Consider the following 26,089-nt stretch of genomic DNA (forward strand, 5'->3'; position numbering starts at 1 on the left):
GCGCCCGGGAAAGCTGGCCGGGCCTAATGGCAGCTGGCAACAACATTGCCTTACGTGGAGCTAGCGCAAGACCGCCAATATTTGTGGACCAGTAGGCAGCACGCTACAAATTTCTCCGAAAGTACAGATAATCGACACACGTTTTCGGAACGGGGGAATCGGTCATCGTGGCGAAGCAATCCGCTCATTCTGCAGAACCGATGATCCAAGGCGTTTTCCTGCAATTAGAACGCGCCCTCTTCCATTTGAGCCATTGCGGTCACGGAGAGGCCGTGGCGGTGGAACTGGTAGATGACGTTTCGCGACATAAAAATGGCAAAGCCACTACGCGTGAGCAAGATAAGAACACGCTCGATGGCGACAGAGGGATGTTTGCTGATCGCAGCTTTGACCTATGGCGGACGCTTCAGATCTGGACGACGGATTTCCGAGCTTCAGGTACCTTTTGTTCCCACTATCTACTCGTAACGAACACCCAAGCCACCGGCAGGATCGCGGACGCGCTGCGTGTAGCTGTTAGCTTACCCGATCGTGCAGCGGCGATCGTAACCGCGATGCATGATGCTGCGCAGGCCGAGCGTAAACGGCGGAAGCGCAAGGAGCCGTCCAAGATTCAGGCAATCATCGACGATGTGATGACCCTGCCAAGCGATAACTTGCAAAATCTCGCGTCCAGGATCGAGATAGTAGAAGGCTTCGACTACAATGGTATGCGGCAAGAACTTGCCACACGCCTGGGAATCAGCCCGGATGTCGAGCGCGATGCCGTTCTGACCGAACTCCTGGGTTGGGTGGTCGAAACGCTCAAAACCGCCTGGGATACTGGCGATCTAGGGATAATCACAAAGGAAGCGTGCCTTCGCCAGATCGACGCAATCGAGAGGAGAATGGTTCGCCGCAGATTCTTGCCCAGGCCCTCGTCTGAGGTCTCAGTCGGGGACGCGGAGGTCGTACATGCCAGGGGCCGGCAATTCGTTGATCATCTAGGCCGCATCGAAGTTGAAGACGATGAGGTGCTACAAGCAATCGAGCACTTCGTTCAGTTCAACGCAGAGCGGCATCGCCTGGCCAATGAAGGCGAAATTCCCCCTCAAGAATGGGTCGATCGGGGGAACCGCCTCAAACAGCGCTGGCAGAATGTTACCCGGCAGGTTCACCTCAATCATTCAGACAAGAGCCGCATTCAGCGCGGAAAACATGTATTTGCGGAAACCACGTACCACCATCGAGAGGCACTTTCCGGTTATCCTTGCGACGAACTCTACATGACTTCAGGTCATTACCACAGACTAGCTGACGACAACCTGGTCTGGTGGGACCCGGAATTCCGGGGAGACTAAAATGCGCGATGATTTTGAAGAGATCATTCTACGGAACCCTGCCTACCTAGCGTGCTTATTGTGGAACTTGGCACGATCCTTCGCCGATAATGGCAGTGGTCGATCGCCCAACCTCACGCATATGGTAATTGGCACGAGCATGCTTTTTCATGCCGCGAGCGTGGAAAAAATCCGCGCAATGAAATTCGACAGCGGATTGCTGAAAGCTCTTTCCGATGTCCCGGAACTTGTTGCCGGCGGCCAAACTAGACTTGAGGCATCACTACCTTCATGCCTTCAGGCACTGCAGTTAGGGGTAGCTTCTGGAATCATTCGTAAGGAGAACGGGCACGGGTTTCCCACCTTTCTTGCTTTGGGGATGAACCTGCCGAAGCCTCTTCGTGACGCCGAGGCCGCTACAGGTCCAGGCATCTCAGCTGCCAGGCGTTTAGGCGCCTGGTTCGCCCAAGACGATCTAGCAACCGTTCGAAGCCGTATGGGAGTGCGCTTCTAGTGAAATTGCACATCAAAGAGGTTATTATCTGGCCTGAAGACCCGAATATCGAGCCACGAACCATTCCTTTCGACCCAGAGAAACTTAGCGTGATCTCGGGGTGGAGTTCGACTGGCAAGTCCTCAATGATTTCGATCATCGACTATGTGCTCGGTGCCGGGAGCAGCGCAATTCCAGTAGGTGTAATCAGGGACAAGGTATCGTGGTACGGCCTCACTCTGGACACCGACGTAGGCCTGATGCGGCTTGCCCGAGAGAAGCCCCAGATCCGGCAAGTATCAGACCAATATTGGCTATCGCAAGGCGAGGAAGTCTCGCAATCGCTTCCACGGAGACCTCGCCCCAACGCTCGCACTGAACGCATCAAGCAGTTGTTCGACGATCTGTCGCAACTGTCAAATCTTGATGCCGATGCCAGTGGACGTGGCTTTGGCGGACGCGCGAGCTTCAGGGATATGGCGGCCTTCAACTTCCTCCCGCAGCACGTTGTGGCCAACCCGTATACGCTGTTTTTCAAAGCCGACACTTCTCAGCACCGAGAAAAGCTTCGAAACGTCATGCCGCTGGCATTGGGGATTCTCACGAACGAGGACCTCGTTAAACTGCACACGCGTCGACTTTTGCGAGACGAGCTCAGGCGGGTCGAGGCGGACCTGAATCTTCGGCGGGAAGCCCTCGAACGTTGGCGGGGAAATGCAACTGTTGCGTTCTACCACGCACAGGAGCTCAGCCTGCTCCCGAGCGGACCACTGCCTGAGTCCCTCGACGAAGTCATCGACATTCTCAAGAAGGTTGTTGCAAACGGAGGGGAGACGATCGCCACATCAGGACGTGTTTCAGTAGCGGTCGACCGCTTGCGGGAATTCCGAGAAAGGGAGCGTGCGTCGGACCGGAGCATTTCCGATGGCAAGAGACGCTTACGGCGCCTGCGCAGCCTCCGGAGTTCCGTCGCTGACTATGGCGACATTCTCGCCGATCAGAAGCAGCGCATTCGTGGCGTCGGCTGGTTCAAAGAAGCTATAGTCGCGCATGAATGCATCCTATGTGGATCTGACTCCGGTGCGGCACGTCGCGCGCTCGAGGAATTGGAAGGACCGATCTCCGAGCTAGAAGATTTGATTGCAGGCACGATGGCAACTCCCCCGGTCGTGGACCGGGAAATTTTGGATGTTGAGGCGCAACTCATAAAGGATGAGCAGTCATTATTGACCTTGCGCCGCACTCGTATCGCGGCGGAGGCAACAGTCGACGCCGAGCACGGTCGGTCGCAAAGTCTTGAGAATGTGTATCGTTTCCTCGGCAGCACCGAGCAAGCGCTCAGAATGGTCGGAGAAGTTGAAAGCGAAGGTGGCCTGAGGCAGCAGGTAGAAGACCTGCACGATCGCATTACGGAGCTCGATCGCGCGCTTGACCAAAATCGGCAGCGAGAGCGCGAAATCCAAATTCACTCGAGCATCTCTAAGGGCATATCGCGCTTCATAGAGTTACTCGAAATCGATGGTGCCGATGGCACGCCAAGCCTTGATCAGCGCGAACTCAATATCAAGTTCCAACGTTCAGAAGGCGAGAAACCCGATTTCCTTTGGGAGATCGGGAGCGGCGAAAACTGGATGGCATACCACCTTGCTGCGATCTTCTCCTTGCACGCCCTTTTCCTGCGACGAGGCTCGCAGAGCCCGGTGCCGAGCTTCTTGGTTATCGACCAGCCAAGCCAGGTCTATTTCCCTAGCGATACCTATAAACAGTTAGTTGAGAAGGACGGGGATCAGGATTTATCCCTCCGCAGCTCGGATCTGCAGCGCACCAGACAGATTTTTAAGGCAATCGCTCACGTCCAGAAGGCACTCGGCGGGCTTCAGGTAATTATTCTTGACCACGCTGATCGCAACACCTGGGGCGACATCGAGAACATCGAGGAGGTAGGCAATTGGCGCAGCGACGACGCGCTGATCCCACCCAGTTGGTTGCGTGGAGACTAAAGCTATGCCTTGCTGCCGGTTTCGTGGACAGGGCGTTAGCCTAACCCCACCTTTTTTCGAACTCGACCGGGCTGATGCAGCCGATGGCCGAATGCCTGCGAACGGCATTTGTAGAGCCGCTCGATGTAATCGAACACGTTAACACGGGCATCGTCACATATTCGGGATGGCCAGTCGCGTGGACCATGGTCTTCGCAAGTAGGGAGCCGAGATGGATCGCCATCTGACACTGCCGAACTGATCCGGAGCGTTGGCGTCGCGGCGATAGCCCAATGTCTGGTTGTGGCGCAATGATCCGCTCCAATCAGGCTCGACGGGAAGCCCGATCTTAAGACGTATTCTTGTAGGCCCATAGCCGCTCGTAGAGTTCCGCGAGTTCGTCGCCTCGCTTACTGGTGAACCCATGCTCGATGAGCATGGCGCGAACATCTTCCATCGGAGCTTCCCGGCGGCTTTCCTTCACGATCCGATAAAAGCGATCCCAGTCGCGCGGATGCAATGAGGTCCTATTAGCGAGGATGGCGAACCGATCAATCAGTGCCCGGGTCTTCGGTGACACACGGCTACCGAGCTTGCGAGACCGAGCGATACGCAGACGAGAAGTGCAGGCATGCGCCCGATTGTATGCCCGCAACAAAGGCCCGAAGAGCTCGCGCGCGGCCGCAACATAAACCTCGCGCGTTGGCGGATTGGGGCTCCAGCGCTTGGCACGCATTTCCACCACGGCCCGTCCCGGCCGGTCGGGTCGAGCTATCAATTGTCCGCCACCCTCTTCATGCGGACTCGGGCGTATCGACCGGAAGTTCACGATGCACCAGTCTTTGTAGCCGAACGGCGCATCGTACCGCTCGACTATGAGCGACGTATCGGCTTCGGCCAAACATGCGATGGCATCTATTGTTGACCAAGGATCGCGAGCCGCAATGTCGATGGCTGGCAGGGCTTCCCCGCGGAGTATGTGACCGGCCTGAGATGGCTGTTCCAATATACTTTCCCGCTTTGGATGTTCTATGCCGCGCCAACAAGTGTCTGCTTCCTGGCGACCATCCGACGTCAGCACCTGGCGCCGCGCGACCTCTACCAGACACTACACCGGCTTGGGCCGAGAGCGAACTGGCGCTCTGCCGAGAAGCGGACGCATCTCTCCATAAGTTAAATCCTCGGCAGTGAGCGCTCTCTCCCTCCCCTAGTCTCTGCCTCGTCGGCGATAGCCTGATCGGGTGCGACAACCCGTTTCAATGGGGTCGCACCAATGGGGAGTGACCGTACAATCTCCAGCCCATCGCCCCCGTCGGCCAGAGACTTCGAAAGGGCCGTCACCTGGCCGCACCAGATCGTCTCCGCGTCCCTGTCACGAGAGGTATCGGCGGGCTCGCCTGGCGCGCTGAACGCGACGGGCCGCATCTGGAATTGCCGTCCGTCGGCGGCCCCGCTAACCTCTACACCATACCCCGGGCGGGCAGCATCGGCGACGACGAGCCTCCCGCTCGCCGCAAATGTCGTCTTCATCCCCTCACGGACTTCATACCCAAGGCCAGCAAGGCCCTTCATCACCGCCGCCCGCCGCGCCGCTGCGGCTTCGTCGGCTCGGTGTTTCGCCAGCACTGCCTCCGCCGCAACAAGACGTTCCTGGATCTCTTCTGCGGCCACCGCCCCCTCGGAGACCGCAAAGGAGGCTGCCGGAAGCCCTGCCTGCGCCAACTCCGCGAGCAGAGCGCGGAGGGCAGACATGAGGTCGGCGGCCCTTCGTGCTTCGGCGAGCACGCGACCTGTCTCGACCTCCAACCCATCGAGGAGGAGCCCGCGGCGGGGTGACTGGGCCTCCCTGGCTTCGTCCAGTCTCTTCAGCAGGGGCTCGCTAGCCCCAGTCCAGCCAAGGGCTCGCAGTTCCTCGAGGCGGACCTCGATCCGATCGACATCTTGGTCTGCGGGCGTTGCCCGCTGTGCGGCAAGCCAGTCGCCGAATGACAAGGCTTTGTCGGAGTGGCGGAGTTGCTCCGCCAACGGGCTCTTGGCCTCGGAGGCCGGCCTGCTTTCGGCAAGAGCTCGGAACCCCTCCGCGAAGGCGGCCTCGTCGCCTTGCTCGAGGCCGCGCATGACCCTATCCGACAGGACGACACCGACGGCGGCAGCGGACCTCAAGAGCGTGGCGGCCGCCTCGCCACGTCGACGGGCGTGAGTGCGTGCCGCAGCTTTGGCGGCGGCCGCCTTTTCAAGCCGGAAGCGCATGTCCGACCGCAGGAACGCTTCCTCCGCAGGAGCCTGCGCCTGCATCTCCGCGAACTTCCCATTGGCGGCGAGCGCAGCCAGGGCGTCACGGCGCCGCCGGGCAGCTTCAACTGTCGCCGCGTCAAGGCAATCGTTTCGGCGTCCTGCCTCTGCCCACTCCGCGAGCGCGGCGTCGATCCGCGCCAGCATGCCCTTGCAGATCGCCTCATTCTCCTCCCGCGTGACGATCCTAACGACTTTGGGGCCACTCAATTCCGCTCTCCCAAGGCATGCGTGACGGCCTCCCGAAGCCGTGCCCGCTCGATGTCGGGCTCGTGGAACCAGCGGTGGGACGAAACCCGGTGCAAGACCGGCACCGACCGCCGCAGGACCTGCGGGCGCCAGACCTCACGGGCCCGGGCACGCTCAAGGAGCGGGTGGCGCGGCGCATCGCATTCGATGCCGATGCCGAACAGACCCGTACGTGGATCCTCGACAGCGAGGTCGATCCCGAAGGCGCCGTCCTCCCTGACGTTCGTTGGCTCCCAGCCCAATGCCCTAAGCTCCTCCGTGACGGCCGCCTCGAGGCCGTCCCGTCCACCGCCGTAGGCCGCTTGCCGGGATCGCTCTGGGCTGAGGCGCGAGAGGAGCGACTGCGCGCTGTCGAGGTCGCCGCTCGACACCAGGGCGGCATACTCGAAGTACGCCTGAAGAAAGTCCCGCGCGCTTGAGGCTTGCCGCCTCGTCGAAAGGAAGTCCGAGATCGACCCTATGGGCATCGAGGTCACGAGGATGACCTTCTTGCGCGCCCGGGTGACGGCAACGTTGAGCCGCCGCTGCCCGCCGACCTGACCGAGCACGCCGAATGACCGTCGGAAGGTCCCTTGCGCGTTCTTTCCGAAGGTCGATGAGAAGACGATGACGTCGCGCTCGTCGCCCTGCACGTTCTCGACGTTTTTGACGAAGAAGCCCATATCCTCGCCGCCGTCGACCCGGTCCCGCTCCCGCGACAGCGCCGTCCGGAAGGCTGGGTCGGCCTCGGCTCGCGCCTCAAGGGCCTCCTCGATCAGGTCGGCCTGCTTCCGATTGAAGCTCACGATCCCGACGGTCGGCGGCGCTCCCGCGGCGCTGAGCCAAATGTCGCGGACGACGTCGACGACGCGCTCTGCCTCTGCGGGGTTGGTCTGGTCACCATAGACACCGTCGACGCGGATAAGTTCGATAGGCCGAATGCGGCGGATCTCCTCCGCCGGATGGCGTGCCGGCACGTTCAAGCGGCCGGCGTAGAAGGACGCGTTGCTGAACTGGATGAGCTCGCGGAAGGCCGACCTATAGTGGATTTCCAGCGTGCGGCTCGGGAGTACGATCTTGCCCAACTGCAGCAGGTCGGGGCAGTCCTTGATCTCGCGCCGGTTCCAGGTCTCCTGCGCGGCCTCCCGCTCTTCGTCGTCGAGATCCTCCTCGGCCGTTGCACCCTCGAAGATCCCAGCCTCGTCATTCTCGACGCGACTCGAGAAGAAGGCCGTAGGGGGCATCTGCTTCTCGTCGCCGCTGACGATCATCGTCCGGGCCCTGAACAGGGCCGACAGCGCGTACTCGATCGGCATCTGCGACGCCTCGTCGAAGATGATCGTGTCGAAGAACGCCTTGCGGAGCGGCAGGAGGCGGCTTGCGACGTCAGGGTTCACGAGCCAGACTGGGCGCAGCGCCATCAGCCCCAGGTCGGCCCCGCGCTCCACGAACTCCCGCATGCGACGCGCGCGGGCTCCCCGGAGCCGCGTTATATCCTCCCAATCGCGAAGCGGGCGTAGCTTCGAGACGTCGATGCCTTCGACTAGGAGGCGCTTGTTGAAGGCCCTCAGTTCACGGTCGGCCGTCGCGAGGAGCTGCGCCTTGCCCTCGAGCTCACCGGCATCGAGAAGGAGTGCCGGGTGGGCCTGCTCAAGGCGTCCCTTCCAGGCGAGCCTGCCCTCCGTCCCGATGATTCTTCGGACGACGGCCTCCAGCTGATCCGCAGGGAGGCTTTCAAGGGTCTCCCTGATCGTCGACAGCCTCGAGAACGTCGCCATCGTCAGCGATCCGAGTTGGGATGCTCGGGCCCGGAACCGCTGATAGGACGACGTCCGGGCGATGACGCCGACGACGGGGTCGATCCTACCGGCATTCGGTTGGTCTGCCGTAATGGCGGAGGCCGAGGCATCCAGCCAGTCGTCGGTCATCCAGGGGCCGAGCGCAGCGAGCGCCTCGCGGCTCCTTTCCCTCGATGCGTGCCTCATGAGGCCTCGGCCGATCGCGAGGAGGAGCTCGTCCACCGCAGCGGGATCTGCCTTGCGGGCGACCGCGAAGGCCGCTTCGCGGGAGGGGTAGTCCTCCAACCTGGCCACGACCGCCTCGCTGGCCGACAGGCGCGCGATGGCGCTGGTGACGGCTTCGGCGAGCTCGGGGACCCGGCGCAAGGGCAGACGGCTGTCTGGTTCGCCGATCTGCTGTTGGGCGACCATGATGCGGGCGCGCAGCGGCCGAAGACTGGTCTCCCGATGGAGGGCACTGCCGAAGGCGCGCGGGTCAGATAGACCTGCGGACTTCAAGAGGGAGCGGCGCCGGGACGCGGCCATCCAACGGCCAGGGGATAGCCTTTGAAGGAAGGTCGGGGGCGCGAGGAGGCGGTCGGAGATGGCCTGCCACATTCGGAGGTCGGCGTCATTGAGCGAACGGGCGAGGTTTACGGCGTCGTCGGAGGTGTCGTCGGGAGGCAGTTCGGCAAGTGCCTGCTGAAGGGAGGTCAATTCGACCTGGACAGACGTCTTTCCGGGCCCGCGTTCGCCAACGCCCGCCAGGAGGTCGATCCAACGTGCGAGGAGTGACCGCTGAATCTCGTCAAGCTGGCGCAGAGCGGCCCCATGGCTCGCCGCGAAGTTCCGGTAGGGTTCCGGTTCGCTGATCGCGAGGGCGCCCGGCGTCCTCTCGATAACGGCGGCCCGCTCAACCTCGGCCTCGGCGAAGCCGCGCAATGCGGCGGAGAAGACCTCGACCGTTCCGGAGTCCGCGGCGAACGGGCGCGTGTTCGCCAATGGGCTGCCCTCGAAACGAGCGGCCAACCAGAGCCGTGCGGTCGGCGCAAGCTCCTCCTGCAGCATCGTCAAGCCGCCCACGTCCAGCGCCGCGAGGTGTTGGCGGAGCGCCGGCAGGGACGGCGCCGCCCCCTCGCTCGCGAGGTCTATGAGGTCGCCGAGAATCAAGCGGTAGGATAGCCCCGTCGGCTCGTCGAGTGCGTGCAGAGCCCCGTGGTGCTCGTCCAGGTTACGCTCCAGCGCCTCCACGCGGGCTGCGGCCTGCTCGCGCTGCTGCTGCCATCCGGCGGGGCCGCGCGGCCGCTGGAAGATCTCCTCAAGCTGATCGCGCACCGCCCGCAGGGTCGGCTCCCGGTCCTTGTTGACGTCGTTGACCATCACGACGCGCCCGCCGAGGCCGGCCGCCTCGAGGCGCTTGTGCACGACCTCGATCGCGGCCTGCTTTTGGCAGACGACCAGGAGCGTCCTGCCGGTGCCGATCGCGTCTGCGACCATGTTGACGATGGTCTGGCTCTTGCCCGTTCCCGGCGGTCCCTCGACCAGCAGGCCCTTGCCGGCGCGGGCCTCAATTACGGCCGCCTCCTGCGACGGGTCGCTTTCCGAGGTGAAGAACCGGGATCGCTCTGGCACCCGCTCCGACGGGCCTTCCTCGGCAGGCGCGGTCTCGCTCATCCTCAGCGCCGTTTCGAGGCTCGTGCCTTCAGGCGGCCTGGATTTGAGCTGGCGGAGGTCCTCCATGACGGCCTGGCCCATGAAGCCTAGGTGGAACAGCGCCGCGCATGCCTCGACCCGGTCCTCCCCAGGCTTTAGACGGAAATCCGACCCGGGAAGTGGTCGGAGCGAATCGCTGCCCACGGTGACGAAGCCCGAGAATGCCTCGACTGCCTCCGAGGCGGTGACCGTCGCCCGGCGGAGGACGTCGTCGCAGACCTCCTGCCACCGCCGCGCCTCCTCGGCTCCAAGCAGCGCCTCAAGGGCGGGATTCAGCCGCACTTCCTCGCGGTCGCGGTCGAAGGACACCGAGATGCGCCCGCGGGCGCCGACCTCGGGATTGACCTTGATCGGCCACAGCATGATTGGCGCGATCCGCGGCCGGGTCGTCGCCCTAGCCTCCTGCATGACCAGGAAGGGGAAGCCCATGTAGAGGCCGTCTATGCCCGTGTCGCGCCGGTAGAGGGTTGCGTGAGAGTGCAAGGTGCGGATCCGGCGCTCCACCTGAGGGTTCGCCGCGAACACAGCCGGGTCGATGTCGATGGCCTGGTCGTTGCGGAGCAGGATGTGGTCGAGGATGCTCGCAGCGGAGCGCCTCTCCCCGTTGATCTCGGGCAGGTCGATCCTCGCGGACGCCTTGCCGATCACCATGCGCGTCAGCGGCCCCCGCATGATGGCCCCGGTGATGCGCTTGGCGAAGAAGTCGAGGAGCGTCGCGACATAGATCTGGCGAGGAGGCTGGCGCCACGCGTCCTCCGGCACCGCCAAGAGCGACAGCGCCCTGGCCAGCGGCAGACGGCGCTCCAGGCGGAACTGGTCGGCCCACTCGTCAACACGATCGAGCCCGCATCGCGAGAAGCCCTCGAGCCGGCGCTCGATCTCGGAGTGGATGTCTCGCCGTGGACGGGCGATTAGCGCGAGAGCGGCGTCCCTGTCGAAAGTGGTGACGCCGGCGCGTCCCGCGGTCGTGGCGGCCTCGTCGACGATCGCGTCGGCAGACCTGAATTGGCCGACGGCGGCGCTGAGGAGCAGGATCAGGTCCTCCTCCTCGGTGACGCGACGCTCTGTCAGAGCTGCCAGCCCAGCATGGTCCGTATCCGGGAGGATCCGGCGCTTCTCATCCCAGACCGCCGCGAGCCTGCTTCTGGAGGTCGAGAGGGCGGCGACGCGCAACTCGGCCTCGTCGATCTCGACGTCGAGCTGGCGCGCCCGCTCGCGGACACGGGCCTCCCTCCGCTGAAGCCGTCGAAGCCATCCCTCGCTTCCCTCGCGCTCAAGCCGCTCGGGGATCGGCCCGGTGACGAGCGCATATCCCTCTTCGGGATGCTCCAGAAGCCATCCGGGCGTGACGATCTCCCCCCGGACGACGAGCGGCATCAGCGGGTTCATCGCCTTGAGCGCCAGGGACAGGCGCAGGTCGGGTGACGCCTCTTCCAAGGTAGCGGCCGCCCTGACGGCGCGGCGAAGCACGGGGTCATGGCCGGCCTCCTCCAACCACGTCGACAGGTCCCCGCGCTCCAGAAGGTCCTTTGCCTCGTCCCAGCGCTGCGCTTCGGCGGCGGCGAGGGCGAATGCCTGGGGCGACGAGTGGCGGCTTCCGCCCAGAGTGATCGAGCGCCGGCCTTCAGCGGTTTCGGTTTCACGCCGCGCCGAGGGGGCGTCCGGGATGTCCCCGGCGATCCACCGCTGTGCCTCCGGCCAGGACCAGCGCGCCCTGCGATCGAGGGAGAGCAGGCCCCGCAACAGCGCTTCCACGTCAGGCGGGAGCCCTTCGGGAATCGGAGCTCCGTTCGTTATCACGCTGATGAGGAAGGTCTGGTCATCGGCCCCGCCGAAGCAGTCGCCGCCCGTCATCAGCTCGAGCAGGATGATGCCGAGGCTCCACCAGTCGCTCGCTGCCGCAACACCTCCCGCGAGCGCTTCCGGGGCGGTGTAGCGGGTCGTCTCAAGCGGCGAGACGACATCGAGGTCGTAGTCCGAGAGCCGAGCTGAGCCGAAGTCGGCGATGACGAGGTCGAGCGGCTGTCGCGAACGGACCAGAATGGCGTCCGGCCGTAGGTCCCGGTGGCGCAGGCCGCACTCCCCAAGGGCCGCGAGCGCCGTCCCGACCTCCGACAGGACCTGCCGGAGGTGGGCGATGTCACCTGCGGCAACGCCGACATCGGCCAGCGTCCCGCCACTGATGAACTCGGTGATTTCATATGACCGCTCGCCGACGCGGCCGGTCTCGAGAACCTCGGGCACGTGACCGGTTGAGACGGTCCTCAGCGCGAGGTAGATCTCCGGGTCAGGGTCGCTCTCGGAGGCGTAGATCGAGAGGATTCCGCTCCTGCAGTCGCTGGCGCGTTCGACGACGAAGCTCTCACGGACATGTCCGGCAGGCGGCAGCCGCCGCACGATGCGCCATCCATCCGGCGCGGATGGAAGCCCGGCGACCTCTCCCGTTTGGCTGCTTTCATCCGAACCGGAAAGCTCGGAGGCGGAGGGAGCATCAACCCCAACATCGAGGTCGGCGCCACATTCGGGGCACATCAAGTCCCCTGGATCGACAGGGTGCCCGTTCGGGCAGGACTGGGCGGGCGCGGCTTGAGCTGGAGGCTTTGCCGCTTCCGGCCGCCAGCCCTCTGGCCGGATGGTCAGCCCGGATAGGTCCCAGCCGCAGGGATGCCCGTTGGTCTCTCCCTCGCACAGGAGTTCGGCAACCGGTCGCTCGGTCTCACAGTTGGGGCAGAAGCGCATCATGGTGCCAAGTTCCGGATCGAGTCCGACATCTGAACGTCATGGCCGGCGGCCGACAGCGCGCGCCTGAGGCGTGCGAAGTCCCCGCGGGCGGGAATCCCGGCAAACCAGGCTGACCCGTCCTCGTCGAACATCACATCCAACGTCCGGTCAGCGGGCGTCAGCGGCCGGTCGAACGCCCCGAATTCCTGCCCAAGGGGGGTGAGCTTGTGCAGCCGTTGGTTGTCGCTGCCACGCATTGCGATCGTCTGGCTGAGCCCTGACCGGTACGGACCCGTCATGAGACCGTCGATGAGGCCGGGGTTCCGGCCGAGCCAGGGCGCGACGTCTTCGATCTCGTAACCGGTGAAGACCAGGATCGACGTCGCCGAGCGCCGGCGCCAGAAGCGCAGCACCTCCGCCAGTGCCGCTGGTTGCTCGAACGGTTCGCCGCCGGAGACGGTCAGGCCGGATGCGTCCGGGACGAGGGGCCCCATGGCGCCCAGCAGTTCGGCGACCGTGGTGCCACCTAGGCTTGCGTCCCAGGTGTCCACGGAGATGCAGCCGGGGCAGCGGAGCGAGCAACCCTGCAACCACAGACCGACGCGCTGTCCAGGCCCTAGCGCCGTGACCGGAAAATGCAAGCGCGACACTGCGACCTTCACGCGTCCATGACCTCCAGCTCGGTCACGGGGCCGGTCCTGATCGCCACGATCTGCACCGGTCCTTTGGCGTCGCGGTCAAACAGGGCGCGGGCAAGAGGGTTGATCAAGTGCGCCTCGATCATATTGCGGATACCGCGCCCGCCATTCGAGAGGTCGGCCGTGCAGAGGCGACGCAGGGTCTCACGCGCCTCGTTCCCGAGGGTCACCGAATGCCCGGCCGCCGTGGCGTCCCGGAGCACGCCGTCGACCATGGACGCGAAGATGCGCTCAGCCACCTCCGGCCTGATGAAGTCGAATACGATCACGTTCTCGCCGAAGCGGTTCAGAATCTCCGGCCTGTTCAGGACGAGCTTGAAGTGGTTCGCGATCTCGACGCGCACGCGGGATCGGACCTCTTCATACGGCTGCTCTGGCAGCACGTTGGCGACACGGCTCCCATCCGCCGCCGTCGAGTAGATACCCAGATTCGAGGTGAAAACGATGAGGGCCTCCGAAAAATAGACCCGGTCGCCCCGCCCAGATGTGAGGACGCCGTCGTCAAGGATCTGGAGGAACTTATCGAGGATGCGGGGGTGTGCTTTCTCGATCTCGTCGAAGAGCACGACGCTGAAGGGCTTCTCCCGGATCGCGTTGGTAAGCTCGCCGCCGGCGTCGTAGCCGACATATCCGGGCGGAGCGCCAATGAGGCGCTGGTCCGCATGCTCCGCGCTGAACTCGGACATGTCGAACCTGATGTAGGCGGTCTCGTCGCCGAAGAGCAGCTCCGTCACCGACTTGGCGAGTTCGGTCTTTCCAACACCCGTCGGGCCGGCGAGGAAAGCGATTCCCCGGGGTCGCCCGGAGCCTCGTCGGCCCCCGATGCCGATGGCAGCGCGTTTGACGATATCCAGCATGTGGACGACCGCATGGTCCTGGCCCATGACCCGGCGAGCGAGGGTCTCTGCGCCGCCACGGATGCGGCCGGTCTCGATCTTCCGCCAAGCGTCCTCGGTCACGCCAACCTTGTAACGGCGGACGGCCTCCGAGACGTCACCGACGGCGACCCCCTCGGCACGAGCCAACTGCACGACGGCGCTGAGATCGCTGAGAAGCATTCCCTCCGTCGACCCAACCATGTCGTCCTCGGCCTTGCGAGTGTCCTCTGGCGAGGCCTCTCGCGCACCAGGCAGACCTCGGACAAGAGACGGGGCCACGGCCCTTCTCGCTGCGCTGTCAGGGGCGGCAACGGGAATATGTCGGAGCCTAGGATTCCCGACAATCAGCCAATCGGGAAGGTCTCCTTCCCTGTCTGCGAGCCAGATCACCGTGTTGAATCGAGGAACGCGGCTCGGCCCCCAGGGACGTGCGCTGGCGGTGTGGCTGAGGATAAGGGCTCGCGTAAAAAGGTGATGCTCGGCCGCCGAGAGGGCGTCTGGGCGAATCGTCAAGCGCGCGGCGAAATCGGCGACCAGCGCAATTGGCTCGCCTGGTTGTCCGACGAGCCTCTCCAATGTCATTCCGAGGAGGTCGAGGCCTCCGGGAGCACGGCCATCGACCGGCGTGAGCCCCAGCCTCGAGAGCACCGCGTCCGGGCCGTCGGATTCGGAGGTTTGGAGGACAGAGAAGCCGTTTATCGGGTCAAAGCCGACGACGCTGGCATACCCGGACTCGGTGAGCGTCGCGGAGAGCACGGCGCCCATCGGCTGGGCAATGATTTGGGTGCCAGCTTGGCGGGTCTGCAGATCCCTTACGTTGCCGGTCAGAAGGAACTGGCCTTTTAAGGGCAGGAAGCGAACGAGATCACGGGTCCAGCGTGGCAGATAATGCTGTGATGACATTTAATTTGGCCGCTCACGATGATCTCGCCACATGCTGGAAGCTACACAAGGTGAGACAGCACCGGCAAGTCGAGTGCTTTCCAATTACAACCAGCAGTGTGTCAGCGTGCAGCTTGGCGGCGATGGTGCGTCGTCCATACATGTAGGAACCTCTCGGCAACAGGCCTTGAGCTCGTCGGCAAGGGGACGCGAGCTGGCGCCCGAACCAGAGCTCGGAAGGTCCGCTTCCAGACAAAGTCCTAATGTCCGCAGTTGGCGCAACATCGCTATCCCCAGGGCAAGATCTAGGGAACATAGGCTCGCATCCGGCCGATCGTGAAAAGATAGTCGTCGCGCGACTGCGAGCTATGGCAAGACTGGCACCGATCGGCGAAGGCCGTGCGCCTGATCTGGCGGCTGGTATCGAACTGCTGGAAATGCCAGTCGCCGGTGCGGACATCGGCTGGGAAGTCCGCGCCCCAGTTCACGCCCTTCTCCATCACGAAGTACTCGGCAAGCTGGCGGGCCCTCCAGATGCCCAGGACGAGCTGGGTGCCCAGCGGGAGCGGCTTGCCGGCTTTGGCAAGCGCCAAGGTCTCGGGAAGGGCGAACGCCTCCTCCTTGTTTAAGCCCCGATCGTACGTCGCGTAGAGCACGTACCTGTCGAAGTCCTTCGGGAAGGTCGCCCGATTGGTCTGGGCGCCCGCCGGCGCGATCGAGAACATCAGGACCGCGATCGCGGCCAAGGCCAGGCGGTGGATCGTCATGCCGTTTCGCGTCCCGTGGCGACGACGCGATGGCCGGCCGCGAGGGCCTTGCGTGCGATGTTGATGCCCAGGCCGCGGCCGGCGCCGGTGACGAACCAAACCTTGGTCATGGCCCCTCCTTCCGATCAGACCGAGTAGTCGATCGAGAGCATGTGGTCCTTGCCCATGCGGTCGCCATAGACCGGGAACCGCGTCAGCGAGGTGTCGATGGCTAAGACGTCTGCGGCGTTGAGCTGCAGGCGGGTGGCACCGAGGTTCTCGACGAGGTGGGTCTCGCTGCGGGTACCCGGGATCGGGACGATGTTGGGGCTCTTCGCCATGAGCCAGGCGAGCGCGACCTGGGACGGCGTCGCCCCTTTCTTCGCGGCGTAGTCCTTCAGCCATTCGACGATCGGCATATTGAGCGGCATGAACTCCTTCGAGAACCGCGGGAAGCCGGCGCGGAAGTCGTTCTTCTCGTCGTACTTGGTCGACGGGTCGTACTTGCCCGTCAGGAAGCCCATCGCCACCGGCGACCACGGCACAAGGCCGATGCCCAGCTCGTTGCAGGTGTCGAGGATGCCGTTCAGCTCGACGTTGCGGGTCCACATCGAATACTCGTTCTGGACGGCCGTCACCGGCTGCACGGCATGGGCCCGGCGAATGGTCCTCGCGCTCGGCTCCGACAGGCCGAAATGCAGGACCTTGCCCTGCTTGATCAGGTCCTTGACGGCGCCGGCGACGTCCTCGATCGGCACGGCGGGGTCGACGCGGTGCTGGTAGTAGAGATCGATGTGGTCGGTCCGCAGGCGCTTCAGGGACTCTTCGACAACGCGCTTGATGCGCTCGGGCCGGCTGTCCAGGGCGACGGTGCCGTCGATCGCGAAGCCGAACTTGGTGGCGATCCTGACCTTGTCGCGGAACGGCTGGAGCGCCTCGCCGACGAGTTCCTCGTTGATGTAGGGGCCGTAGACCTCGGCGGTGTCGAAGAAGGTCACCCCGTTCTCGAAGGCGGCGCGGATGGTCTTGATGCCTTGGTCCTTGGCGACGGGGCCGTTGTAGTTGCCGCTCTGGTTCATGCAGCCGAAGCCGAGCTCCGAGACTTCCAGGTTGCCGAGCTTGCGGGTTTTCATGGTCGTGCCTTTCGTTGCGGCTCGTTGCCCGTGGGCAGTGCCGGCGCCCCAAAGCGGTGCGAGAGCGGTGGCGGCGCCGAGAAGGGCCGTCGATTTCAGGAATTCGCGCCTGCCACGAATGTCGGCGGTGGGTGTCGCGACGGACGCGTCGGTCATGGCCATTCCTTCCGATGGAGGCTGCCATTGGGGTGCCCAAGGGCCAGCGCTGTTCCGATGTCTCGAACATACGCGCTGTCACTCCCAGCGATTAGCCGCTATGGAGTGCATGAACTTAGAAGCAGGCGCACTGAATGAAACGCGAGGACCTGGCCGATCTGTCGGCGTTCCTGGCCGTGGCCGAGGCCGGCAGCTTCACGCTGGCGGCGTCGAGGCTCGGCATGTCGCAATCCGCCCTGAGCCAGATCGTGCGGCGACTCGAGGGCCGGCTGGGACTGCAACTGCTGCGTCGCACGACCCGAAGCGTCTCGCCGACCGATGCGGGCGAGCGGCTGCTGGAGACGCTGATCCCGGCCTTGAGCAGTCTGGACGCGAGCTTGGCCGCCCTGAGCGAGATGCGGGAGAAGCCTGCGGGTACGATCCGCATCACCTCGGTCGAGCATGCGACCGACACCATCATCTATCCGGTGCTGAAGACGTTCCTGCCGAAATACCCGGACGTCAGCGTGGAGATCGTCTCCGATTACGGCCTGGTCGACATCGTGGCCGAGCGGCTCGATGCTGGCGTCCGACTCGGCGAGCACGTCGACAAGGACATGATCGCCGTCCGCATCGCGCCGGACCTGCATATGACGATGGTCGGCTCGCCCGCCTATTTCGCCGACCGGCCGCCGCCGATGGTCCCTCAGGACCTGGTGCGTCACCGATGCCTGAACCTACGCCTCTCGCCGTCGCGGGGGCACTTCGTCTGGGACTTCAAGAAGGACGGACGCGAGCTCAAGGTTCGCGCCGACGGGCCGCTGGCGTTCAACACGATCGAGTTGATCGAGAAGGCCGCGTTGGATGGTTTCGGGTTGGGATTCCTGCCGCGTGATAAGGTGCGGGAGCACATGAAATCCGGGCGCCTCGTCAGCGTGCTGGAGGACTGGTGCCCAACCTATCCAGGCTATCACCTCTACTATCCCAGCCGACGTCAGCCTACGCCGGCCTTTGCCTTGCTGGTGGATGCGTTGCGCGTCAAACGGTGAAACAGCGAAATCGCCTCGGGCGCAGTCACATGTTCTGCGTCTGCTTTGTGGCAGTGACGTCATGTCAACTCTTGGCGCTCGGCCGCCGATATCGTTCGATGATGCGCTCCGGAGTGGCCTAAGGTTGTCCGCAGCTTTGGCTCAAGCCATCAGTCTGGTCACTGCCGCCTCCCAGCCATCTAATCCGCGCGCTCGACCCGCATCGAGATAGAGCCGGGTCGGTCGAAGATCGAAGCTCCGCCATTCACTTCGCCGAGGATGACGATACCGGGCTGAGGGACCTGGCCATCACGGTAGTAGACGACGAAGTGGTCCGGGCCCCAAAGCCCGATCGTCCCGTTCTTGAAGGCGCGCTGCCGCGCTGCGGCGGGCAGACCCGACGGCAGGCTTCCCGTTTTTTCCTGACGAAGGTGGTCCGTCATCGGAATGGTCAGGGGCAGCATGCCAAGCAGCGCCTTGGTCGTGGCGTTATCGGCGAGCTCCGCCGTAACGGAACCCCACTCCGACGAGATCTTGATGCGTTCCTGAGCCATGGCTGTTCCGATCGTTGCGAGGAGTATGGCGCCGGCGATCCGAATGGCTTTGAGCGGCATTGTCCGATCCTCCGTAGGACTGTCGTTCACCGAGCTCCCGCCGGTCCAGCGGCGGGAGCTCGGCCTGCGAGCCTTTGGCCGACACCCGAGGGCGGCGGCCCCATCGCCTCGTGTCCGGTCGAGATCAGGCGACGAGATGCCGGCCGAAGAAGCTGGCCAACTTGTCGAACGGGATCACGTCGACCTTGTCGTAGAGATCGACGTGGCTGGCGCCCGGGATGATCAGGAGCTCCTTCGGCTCCGCGGCGGCCGCATAGGCGGTCTCGCTGAAATAACGCGAGTGAGCCTTTTCGCCGTGGATCAGCAGGACCGGGCGCGGCGAGATCTCCTTGATGTAGCTCAAGAGCGGCATGTTCATGAACGACAGCGGCGTGGTCCGGGTCCAGGAATTGCCGGAATTGACGGCGCGCGCATGGTAGCCGCGCGGCGTCCTGTAATAGTCATGATAGTCGACCAGGAACTGCGCCTCGCCGCCTTTCAGGTCGTTGTAGGGCGGCTGATAGGCTGGGGCTCCGTTCGCGGCGTCGTCCCAGCGCTGCCGGCTCAGTTGCTCCAGCGTTTGCGTGCGCTGTTCGAGCGTTACGCTGTCGTTGTAGCCCTTCGACATCACCCGGGTCATGTCATACATCGTGCTGGCGACGACGGCCTTGACCCGCTTGTCCACGGCGACGGCGTTCAGGGCCATGCCGCCCCAACCGCAGATGCCGATGACGCCGATCCGCTCGCGATCGACGGACGGGTGCAGACCGAGATAATCGACGGCTGCGCTGAAATCCTCGGTGTTGATATCCGGCGAGGCGACATTGCGGGGCTCGCCGCCGCTTTCACCGGTGAAGGCCGCGTCGAAAGCCAGCGCCGCGAACCCGCGCTCCGCCATCGTCTGCGCGTAGAGGCCAGACGACTGCTCCTTCACCGCTCCGAACGGCCCGCCCACGGCCAGCGCCGCCAGCCGCCGATCGGCGCGGTCCTTGGGCAGATACAGATCGCCCGCCAGGGTGATGCCGTAGCGATTCCTGAAGGTGATCTTCCGGTGATCGACCTTGTCGCTCCTCGGGAAGGTCTTGTCCCAGTCCGCTGTCATGCCTTGAGCCTTTGCATTGGAGAGGTGGAAGAGGGGGGCGGCTGCCAAGGTGGCCACACCCGCACCGGTCAGCTTCATCAAGCCGCGACGGTCCAGTCGTGCGGACGACGCGGCGGCTGTGTTGTTGGAATCCATCGATATCTCCCCGTTCTCTGTGTCTATTCGGGCTTCAGCAGACGTTTTCCATTGCCGATCAGCGCGATACCGATGGCGGCCAGGACGACGCTCCCCGTGAAGGTCGCGACGATCGACAGGCCATCGAGCAGCATCCCGCCGACCACGGCGCCGAGCAGGATGGAGGCCTGGATCGCGGCCACCATCAGGCTTCCGGCGGCCTCCGGCGCATCGTCGACGTTCTGCGACATCCAGGTCATCCAGATCACCGACATGGCGGTGTTCATCGCGCCCCAGACAGCCAGGAAGAGGCCCACCGCGGCGACCGAGCCGCCGAGCAGCAGGAGGCCGAGCGTGCAGCCGCCCATCAGCAGCGCGGGCAATTTCAGGAGAGGCGCGACGCTGCCATGCAGGAAGTGGCCGGAGGCCCAGGTTCCGACGAATCCGGCGCAGCCGAGCACGAGCAACAGGGCAGAGAGCGTCGTCACGTCCGCACCCGTCACCTGCTCCAGGAACGGGCGCAGATAGGTGAACATCGTGAAGGCCGAGCCCCAGGACAGCATCGACGCGACGAGGCCGCGCAGGAAATACGGGCGCTTCAGCAGGCCGACCATGGTCCGGAAATCCTGCCGCTGGCGCGCGGGCAGCGACGGCAGGGCGATCACATGCCAAACGAGGTTGACGGCGACGATCGGCGTCAGTGCCCAGAACACCGCGCGCCAGCCGAACAGGCCGCCGAGATAGCTGCCGACAGGCGCGGCGAAGGCGGCTGCGATAGCCTGGCCGCCATACATCAGGGCCAGCGCGCGGGGCACCTCGCTCTCGGGGACCAGCCGCATGATGACGGCGGTCGCCAGCGCCCAGAAGCCACCGATACAGATGCCGAGCAGGGCGCGGCCGAGCATCAGCACCGTGAAATTCGGAGCGGCCGCGACCAGCACCAGCGAGACCAGCATGAAGGCCGTCATCGCGACCAGGACCCACTTGCGGTTCAGCGTCCCAGCGGCCGTGGTGATGACCATGCTCGCCGCCACCGCGAAGAGGCCGCTGATCGAGATCGCCTGGCCGGTCTGTCCCTCGGTCGCGCGCAACCCCTCGGCCATCGGCGTCAGTAAGCTCACCGGCAAGAATTCCGAGGCGATCAGCATCGCCACGCAAAGCGCCATCGAGAAGACGGCGCCCCAAGCGGCGGTCGGCTTGGTTCCTTCCTCCGATACGGCGGTAACCGCCATGTTGGGTCGCTCCTGCATCTGTTGATGCGGTGCAAAATAGCGGTTCAGCCTCGGAACGATTACCCGCCGAAATTGGAATGCACTGATCGATGTGATCGATTAATCTCGGCGGGCAGATGCCGAGGGATCTCATGGACAAGACCGATCTCAACCAGCTCCGGTGGTTTCAGATCGTGGCGGAGGAGCACAGCTTTACCCGGGCCGCGGCAAAGATCGGCGTCGCGCAATCGACCCTCAGCTACGCGATCAAGCAGCTCGAAGAACGCATGGGCGTTCGCCTTCTCTCCCGCACCACGCGCAATGTCGCGACCACGACCGCGGGGGAGCGGTTGCTCCAGACGATTACGCCGCGGATCGCAGAGATCGAGGACGAGATCGCGGCGCTGACGGCGTTGCGCGACAAGCCCTCGGGCTCGGTCAGGCTGACGCTATCTGATCATGCGCTCGAAAGCGTCGTCTGGCCGAAGCTGAAGCCGATCCTCCGCGACTATCCCGACATCCATGTCGAACTGATCCTCGACAGCACCTTCCGCAACATCGTCGAGGAGGGCTTCGACGCCGGCGTCCGGCTGGGCGAGAGCGTCGAGAAGGATATGATCGCGGTCCGCATCGGCCCGGATTGGCGGCTGGTCGCGGTCGCCTCGCCTGAATATCTCGCTGCGCATGGCGTGCCGGCGCATCCGCAGGATCTGGTCCGGCATGTCTGCATTAACATGCGCCACGAGACCGCAGGCGGGCTCTATGCCTGGGAATTCGAGAAGGACGGGCAGGAGTTGCGCGTCCGGGTGCCCGGCCAGCTCACCTTCAACAATTCCTACGCCATGATCGATGCGGCGGTGAACGGTTATGGCATCGCCTATGTCCCCAACGACATCGTGGAACGGCAGATCGCATCGGGCGAGCTGGCCCAGGTGCTGGACGACTGGTCGCCCTTCTTCGACGGATATTTCCTTTACTATCCCAGCCGCCGCCAGAACCTTCCCGCCTTCAAGGTCGTTGTCGACGCTTTGCGCTACCGAAGCCAGGCAGGATCAGGACGGTCTTCTGGCCTGGGCTGAAAGTCCGCTTTCCGGCAGGCCTCGAATGTCCGGAGTTGGCGCGACGCGGCGGTCGACCTCGGCACATGTCGCTCAATTTCATCGCTATTGTTGCATAGATCGGCTCCTCAAGTGTGAGCCCAATGCAGGAGCAAATGTGACCGAGCGATTTGAACGGCACCGCCAACCCTGGACCTCTGAGGAGCTCCAGAAGCTGAAATTGCTCGCTAGAAAGGGCATGGCCTTGAAGGCGATTGCGAAAGCGATGACTCGTAGCGAAGAATCAATCAAGGACCGCGCGAAACTCGACGGCATCGGTATCGCCAAACTTCGCTAGACTTGGAGTTCAAGAGCCGGCATCTCGCACCAGAACCGCTCGCGTCCGCTCTCGGGAGAAGCGCGATGTCAGGTTGTGGCACAACGCTGCCTTGGCCACTGGCTTAGGCTGCTTGTGTCGATCCGGAAAGGGAAGTTGGGTCAGGCAGCGCATCCTTGCCGAGGAGCAGGCTATGGCTCAGTGGTCGGCCAAACATATAGGCGACGTGAAACGACATAGTTGTCACTAGCCCGGTGATATAGGTTGCGGCCTCCTTTCCAATGGATCGAGATCATCGTGTCGCCAGCTCTCCGAAACAATGTCCGGGTGTTTGGCTCGGGCGAACGCGTCATGATGTTCGCCCACGGTTATGGCTGTGATCAGACGATGTGGCGGTATGTCGTGCCGCATTTCCAAGATCGCTTCAGGATCGTCCTTTTCGACCATGTCGGCGCCGGCGCTTCGCACATCTTCGCCTACAGCCCTACAAAATACAGCACGCTCGACGGGTATGCGCAGGACCTGGTCGAGATTGCAGAAGACCTCGACCTGTCCGACGTCATTCTCGTGGGCCACTCAGTGAGCGCCATGATAGGCGCCCTGGCCTGCATCAAGGCGCCAACGCGCTTTGGGAAGCTGGTGATGGTGGGCCCATCACCGCGCTATATCGACGACGACGCCTATCGCGGTGGGTTCTCAGAGACGTAGATCGCTGAGCTTCTGGATTTCTTGTTGATCAACTATCAGGGCTGGGCGGTCGCCACGGCCCCAGTGATCATGGGCAACCCCGATCGACCAGAACTCGGCATAGAGCTGACAGACAGTTTTTGTCGTGCAGACCCCGATATCGCCAAGGATTTTGCGCGCGTGACCTTCATGTCGGATAACCGAGAAGATCTTCCGCGCGTCGCGGTTCCGACACTGGTGCTTCAATGCAGCGAGGACATCATCGCCCCGATCGAAGTGGGCGAGTATGTGCGAGACCATATCCCCAACAGCCAATTCGTGCTGCTGGAGGCTACCGGCCATTGCCCGAACTTGAGCGCGCCCGACGAGGTTGTCAGGGCGATCCGCGCCTTTGTCTGACATGACCGCCTTGGACCCTCGGCGCGACCAGCTCAAGGACTTCTTCGACAACGCACCTTGCGGATATCTCTCCATAGCCTCGACCGGCGAGATTGTGCTGGCCAACCGCACGCTCGCTACGTGGCTGGGGCACGACGCGGCGGCGCTCAGCGGCAAGCGTCTTTACGATGTCCTCCCCTTCACTGGCAGGGTCTATTGGGAAACCCACCTGCGCCCGCTGCTGAAGATTCAGGGTAATATCGACGGCGTTGCGCTCGATTTCTTGAGCGCCGCAGGAGAGACGATTCCCTGTTTCGCCAGCGCAGTTGAATCTGCTGGCGACGCCCCCACCGTCAAGCTCGCGATCTTTAAGGCGGCCGAACGCAGACAGTTCGAGCAATCCCTCTTGAAAGCGCGAGCTGCCGCTCAAGAAAATCTGCGCTCTGAGCGGGCCACCGCTGAACTTCGTGAGCAATTCATTGCCGTGCTCGGACACGATCTGCGCAATCCCCTCGCGGGGTTTGCCGGAGGTGTGCGTCTTCTCGCGCGCGAAAATCTGAGTGAAAAAGGGGCAAAGATCCCGCCCCTTCTGATGGGCAGCATCGCGCGCATGTCCGAGCTGATCGACAATGTCATGGATTTTGCAAAAGCTCGGCTTGGCGACGGCATCACACTCGATCGCAACGCAGCCGAGCCTCTTACCCCGGCGTTGCAGCAGGTCGTTGACGAGCTAACGTCGACGTATCCGGATCGACGGATTGAGCTTCAATTCGCCATCGCTGAACCAGTTTATTGCGACCGCGCCCGCATCGCTCAGCTCGTCTCAAACCTGCTTGGCAACGCGATTGCGCATGGAGCGGTAGACCAGCCGATCCGGATGCGCGCTCAAACGGCCGAGGGGTTTTTGCACGTATCCATTGCCAACAGCGGCGATCCCATTCCGCCCGAAGCGATGGCCAAACTGTTTCAACCGTTCTTCCGCGGCGAGGTGCGCGCCAACCTACAGGGGTTGGGCTTGGGCCTGCACATCGCTTCGGAAATCGCCAAGGCGCATGGGGGCACGATAGTTGTCGATTCCTCTGAACTCGAAACACAGTTCACATTCCGAATGCCCCTTGGCTGAGGGCGACGTCCGTTTGATCTCGACCGCTGGCTCGATCGGAACATCCCGCAGAGGCCCTCGTTTTCTTGCCGCGTGACCATTTTGGCGCGCTTGGCGGGAGAGTTCCTATGAACGGCATCATCTATATCGTCGGCCTTGTCGTGGTCGTTCTGGCCATCTTGTCCTTCCTCGGCCTCCGCTAGGAGTTGATGTCATGACAATGGACACAACGGATGTGGTTGTCGTAGCCCCAAGCACCGGCAACAGCTCGTCTTATCTCGACTGGAGTCCGATCATCGGCGGCGCGGTGATCGCCGCCGCCATCACCACGATCATGGCGGCATTCGGTTCTGCCATCGGGCTTTCGATGGTCTCCGCCGACACCTCTCGCTCCTCCGGTCTGACCGCATTAGCGATCGCGGGCGGGATCTGGGCGCTCTGGGTGACGATTTCTGCCTGCGCTGCTGGTGGATATTTGGCTGGACGGATGCGCCGGCCAACCCTCGATGCCACTGATCATGAACGTCATGTGCGCGATGGCGCGCACGGACTAGTCGTCTGGGCAGCTGGTGCCTTGCTTGTTGCGATGCTCACGAGTTCGGTGCTGACCGGGGCTGCCAAAACCGCTGCGGCAGGGGTCACTGCAGCCGCGACGGGCGCGGGTGCGCTGATCAGCCAACAGGCCGACCCCCTCGGCTCAGCACTCGACTCGGTGATGCGTTCCACCGGTAGCGAACCCGTGTCGGCGGGAGAGCGCGAGGAGGCTTCACGAATCTTAAGTCGCAGCTTGGCGAGCGGTGCCCTCGATCCGGCTGACCGCACCTACATCGCAAACCGCCTCGCGGCGCGCGCAAACGTCTCTCAACAAGACGCCGAGAAGCGCATCGACGATGCGTATGCGAAACTGAACCAGGCGAAGGAAACTGCGAAGCAGGCTGCCGAACGCGCGCGCAGGATGGGCGTCATAACCGCATTCCTGACCGCGGCCGCGCTGTTGGCTGGCGCCGCAGCAGCTTGGTTTGCGGCTGTACTGGGCGGGAAGCATCGCGATGAAGAGATCGATCTCACCGCATTGTTTGGATCCCGCTAGTCTCCAGAATCTATCGTCGCTCAGTCGTGTTGTCGGCGCCGCGTTAGATTGCGGCGCCGACTGGCTAACTCGGATCGAAGCCGAGCGAGAGGTAGGCAATTTTGTCCCCCGTGCAGCTCATCACTCTTCGATTGGGACGACAGCTCCTATGACATCGAAATCACGCTTAGGGCCTCGGACAACCTGCCGAGTGCGCCCGCACCGGGTCACGAATTATGAAGCATCCGTCGCGAGCCTTGGCCGGGACACCAAAGGAGTGCCGAGCAGCGCGCGCGTGATCGCTACGATTCCAGCGCCTTGATTTCCGCTAGATGGACCGCCGTTATCCTCTTACCCCTGATGGTCGCTATTTCCTTGTCGCTGGACGGCTCTGGCGAGCCACTGATCCGTCGATCCCCGAAGCGCGCAGGCAGGA

18 protein-coding genes and 1 pseudogene are annotated in these 26,089 nt (G+C 63.5%); 9 read left to right on the top strand and 10 right to left on the bottom strand.

All coding sequences use genetic code 11. The features are described 5' to 3' along the window. Nucleotides 1–167: 167 nt before the first annotated feature. Genes AC1DS0_RS12135 through AC1DS0_RS12145 form a run of 3 tightly spaced genes read left to right on the top strand, consistent with a single transcriptional unit; the run spans nucleotide 168 to nucleotide 3,812 of the window. The gene (locus tag AC1DS0_RS12135) at nucleotides 168–1,340 is read left to right on the top strand and encodes an ABC-three component system protein (RefSeq protein ID WP_476814601.1); all 1,173 of its coding nucleotides are present in this window, start codon (nucleotides 168–170) and stop codon (nucleotides 1,338–1,340) included. Between the two features lies 1 nt (nucleotide 1,341). Next, entirely contained in the window at nucleotides 1,342–1,833 is a 492-nt protein-coding gene (locus AC1DS0_RS12140; protein WP_476814602.1) for a three component ABC system middle component, read from the top strand. After that, complete coding sequence (locus AC1DS0_RS12145; RefSeq protein ID WP_476814603.1) at nucleotides 1,833–3,812, top strand: DUF3732 domain-containing protein; 1,980 nt, start codon at nucleotides 1,833–1,835, stop codon at nucleotides 3,810–3,812. The genes AC1DS0_RS12140 and AC1DS0_RS12145 overlap by 1 nt, the downstream gene beginning before the upstream one ends. A gap of 328 nt (nucleotides 3,813–4,140) precedes the next feature. Here AC1DS0_RS12145 and AC1DS0_RS12150 read toward each other — a convergent pair whose 3' ends face one another. The 7 genes from AC1DS0_RS12150 to AC1DS0_RS12180 form a co-directional block, all read right to left on the bottom strand. Next, nucleotides 4,141–4,692: a hypothetical protein gene (locus tag AC1DS0_RS12150; RefSeq protein ID WP_476814604.1), complete on the bottom strand. Its 552-nt coding sequence runs from the start codon at nucleotides 4,690–4,692 to the stop codon at nucleotides 4,141–4,143. Between the two features lie 272 nt (nucleotides 4,693–4,964). Next, entirely contained in the window at nucleotides 4,965–6,293 is a 1,329-nt protein-coding gene (locus tag AC1DS0_RS12155; protein WP_476814605.1) for a hypothetical protein, read from the bottom strand. Next, nucleotides 6,290–12,334: a protein kinase domain-containing protein gene (locus tag AC1DS0_RS12160; RefSeq protein ID WP_476814825.1), complete on the bottom strand. Its 6,045-nt coding sequence runs from the start codon at nucleotides 12,332–12,334 to the stop codon at nucleotides 6,290–6,292. The genes AC1DS0_RS12155 and AC1DS0_RS12160 overlap by 4 nt, the downstream gene beginning before the upstream one ends. Nucleotides 12,335–12,540: 206 nt before the next feature. Next, nucleotides 12,541–13,185, bottom strand: coding sequence for a 4Fe-4S single cluster domain-containing protein (locus AC1DS0_RS12165; RefSeq protein WP_476814606.1), 645 nt, complete (start codon nucleotides 13,183–13,185; stop codon nucleotides 12,541–12,543). Beyond that, on the bottom strand, nucleotides 13,182–14,864 hold the full coding sequence (locus tag AC1DS0_RS12170) for an AAA family ATPase (RefSeq protein ID WP_476814607.1): 1,683 nt from the start codon (nucleotides 14,862–14,864) through the stop codon (nucleotides 13,182–13,184). Before AC1DS0_RS12170 ends, AC1DS0_RS12165 begins: the two co-directional genes overlap by 4 nt. 422 nt (nucleotides 14,865–15,286) lie before the next feature. After that, entirely contained in the window at nucleotides 15,287–15,748 is a 462-nt protein-coding gene (locus AC1DS0_RS12175; RefSeq protein ID WP_476814608.1) for a cytochrome P460 family protein, read from the bottom strand. A gap of 125 nt (nucleotides 15,749–15,873) precedes the next feature. Further along, a complete protein-coding gene (locus tag AC1DS0_RS12180; RefSeq protein ID WP_476814826.1) occupies nucleotides 15,874–16,860 on the bottom strand; it encodes an aldo/keto reductase in 987 nt (328 codons plus the stop codon). 290 nt (nucleotides 16,861–17,150) lie between these two features. On the opposite strand from AC1DS0_RS12180, the gene AC1DS0_RS12185 reads away from it, so the two are divergent. Beyond that, nucleotides 17,151–18,044: a LysR family transcriptional regulator gene (locus AC1DS0_RS12185; protein ID WP_476814609.1), complete on the top strand. Its 894-nt coding sequence runs from the start codon at nucleotides 17,151–17,153 to the stop codon at nucleotides 18,042–18,044. Nucleotides 18,045–18,223: 179 nt separating this feature from the next. Here the strand turns inward: AC1DS0_RS12185 and AC1DS0_RS12190 are convergent, their stop codons facing one another. From AC1DS0_RS12190 to AC1DS0_RS12200, 3 genes are all read right to left on the bottom strand, one after another. Continuing rightward, nucleotides 18,224–18,637: a cyclophilin-like fold protein gene (locus tag AC1DS0_RS12190; protein WP_476814610.1), complete on the bottom strand. Its 414-nt coding sequence runs from the start codon at nucleotides 18,635–18,637 to the stop codon at nucleotides 18,224–18,226. A 124-nt stretch (nucleotides 18,638–18,761) separates the two neighbouring features. Continuing rightward, nucleotides 18,762–19,853 carry an alpha/beta hydrolase gene (locus tag AC1DS0_RS12195; protein WP_476814611.1) on the bottom strand — a complete coding sequence of 364 codons (1,092 nt, stop codon included), beginning with the start codon at nucleotides 19,851–19,853 and terminating at the stop codon, nucleotides 18,762–18,764. A 23-nt stretch (nucleotides 19,854–19,876) separates the two neighbouring features. Continuing rightward, entirely contained in the window at nucleotides 19,877–21,064 is a 1,188-nt protein-coding gene (locus AC1DS0_RS12200; protein ID WP_476814612.1) for an MFS transporter, read from the bottom strand. A 131-nt stretch (nucleotides 21,065–21,195) separates the two neighbouring features. On the opposite strand from AC1DS0_RS12200, the gene AC1DS0_RS12205 reads away from it, so the two are divergent. The 5 genes and pseudogenes from AC1DS0_RS12205 (at nucleotide 21,196) to AC1DS0_RS12225 (ending at nucleotide 25,674) form a co-directional block, all read left to right on the top strand. Beyond that, nucleotides 21,196–22,122, top strand: coding sequence for a LysR family transcriptional regulator (locus AC1DS0_RS12205; RefSeq protein ID WP_476814613.1), 927 nt, complete (start codon nucleotides 21,196–21,198; stop codon nucleotides 22,120–22,122). A 136-nt stretch (nucleotides 22,123–22,258) separates the two neighbouring features. Beyond that, the gene (locus AC1DS0_RS12210; RefSeq protein WP_476814614.1) at nucleotides 22,259–22,438 is read left to right on the top strand and encodes a Myb-like DNA-binding domain-containing protein; all 180 of its coding nucleotides are present in this window, start codon (nucleotides 22,259–22,261) and stop codon (nucleotides 22,436–22,438) included. A 330-nt stretch (nucleotides 22,439–22,768) separates the two neighbouring features. After that, nucleotides 22,769–23,503, top strand: a pseudogene (locus AC1DS0_RS12215) (alpha/beta fold hydrolase). A 1-nt stretch (nucleotide 23,504) separates the two neighbouring features. Further along, nucleotides 23,505–24,605 carry a sensor histidine kinase gene (locus AC1DS0_RS12220; RefSeq protein WP_476814615.1) on the top strand — a complete coding sequence of 367 codons (1,101 nt, stop codon included), beginning with the start codon at nucleotides 23,505–23,507 and terminating at the stop codon, nucleotides 24,603–24,605. A gap of 193 nt (nucleotides 24,606–24,798) precedes the next feature. Beyond that, the gene (locus tag AC1DS0_RS12225) at nucleotides 24,799–25,674 is read left to right on the top strand and encodes a hypothetical protein (RefSeq protein ID WP_476814616.1); all 876 of its coding nucleotides are present in this window, start codon (nucleotides 24,799–24,801) and stop codon (nucleotides 25,672–25,674) included. The last annotated feature ends 415 nt before the right edge of the window (nucleotides 25,675–26,089 follow it).

The sequence above is a fragment of the Allobosea sp. P4_H5 genome, assembly GCF_056400825.1.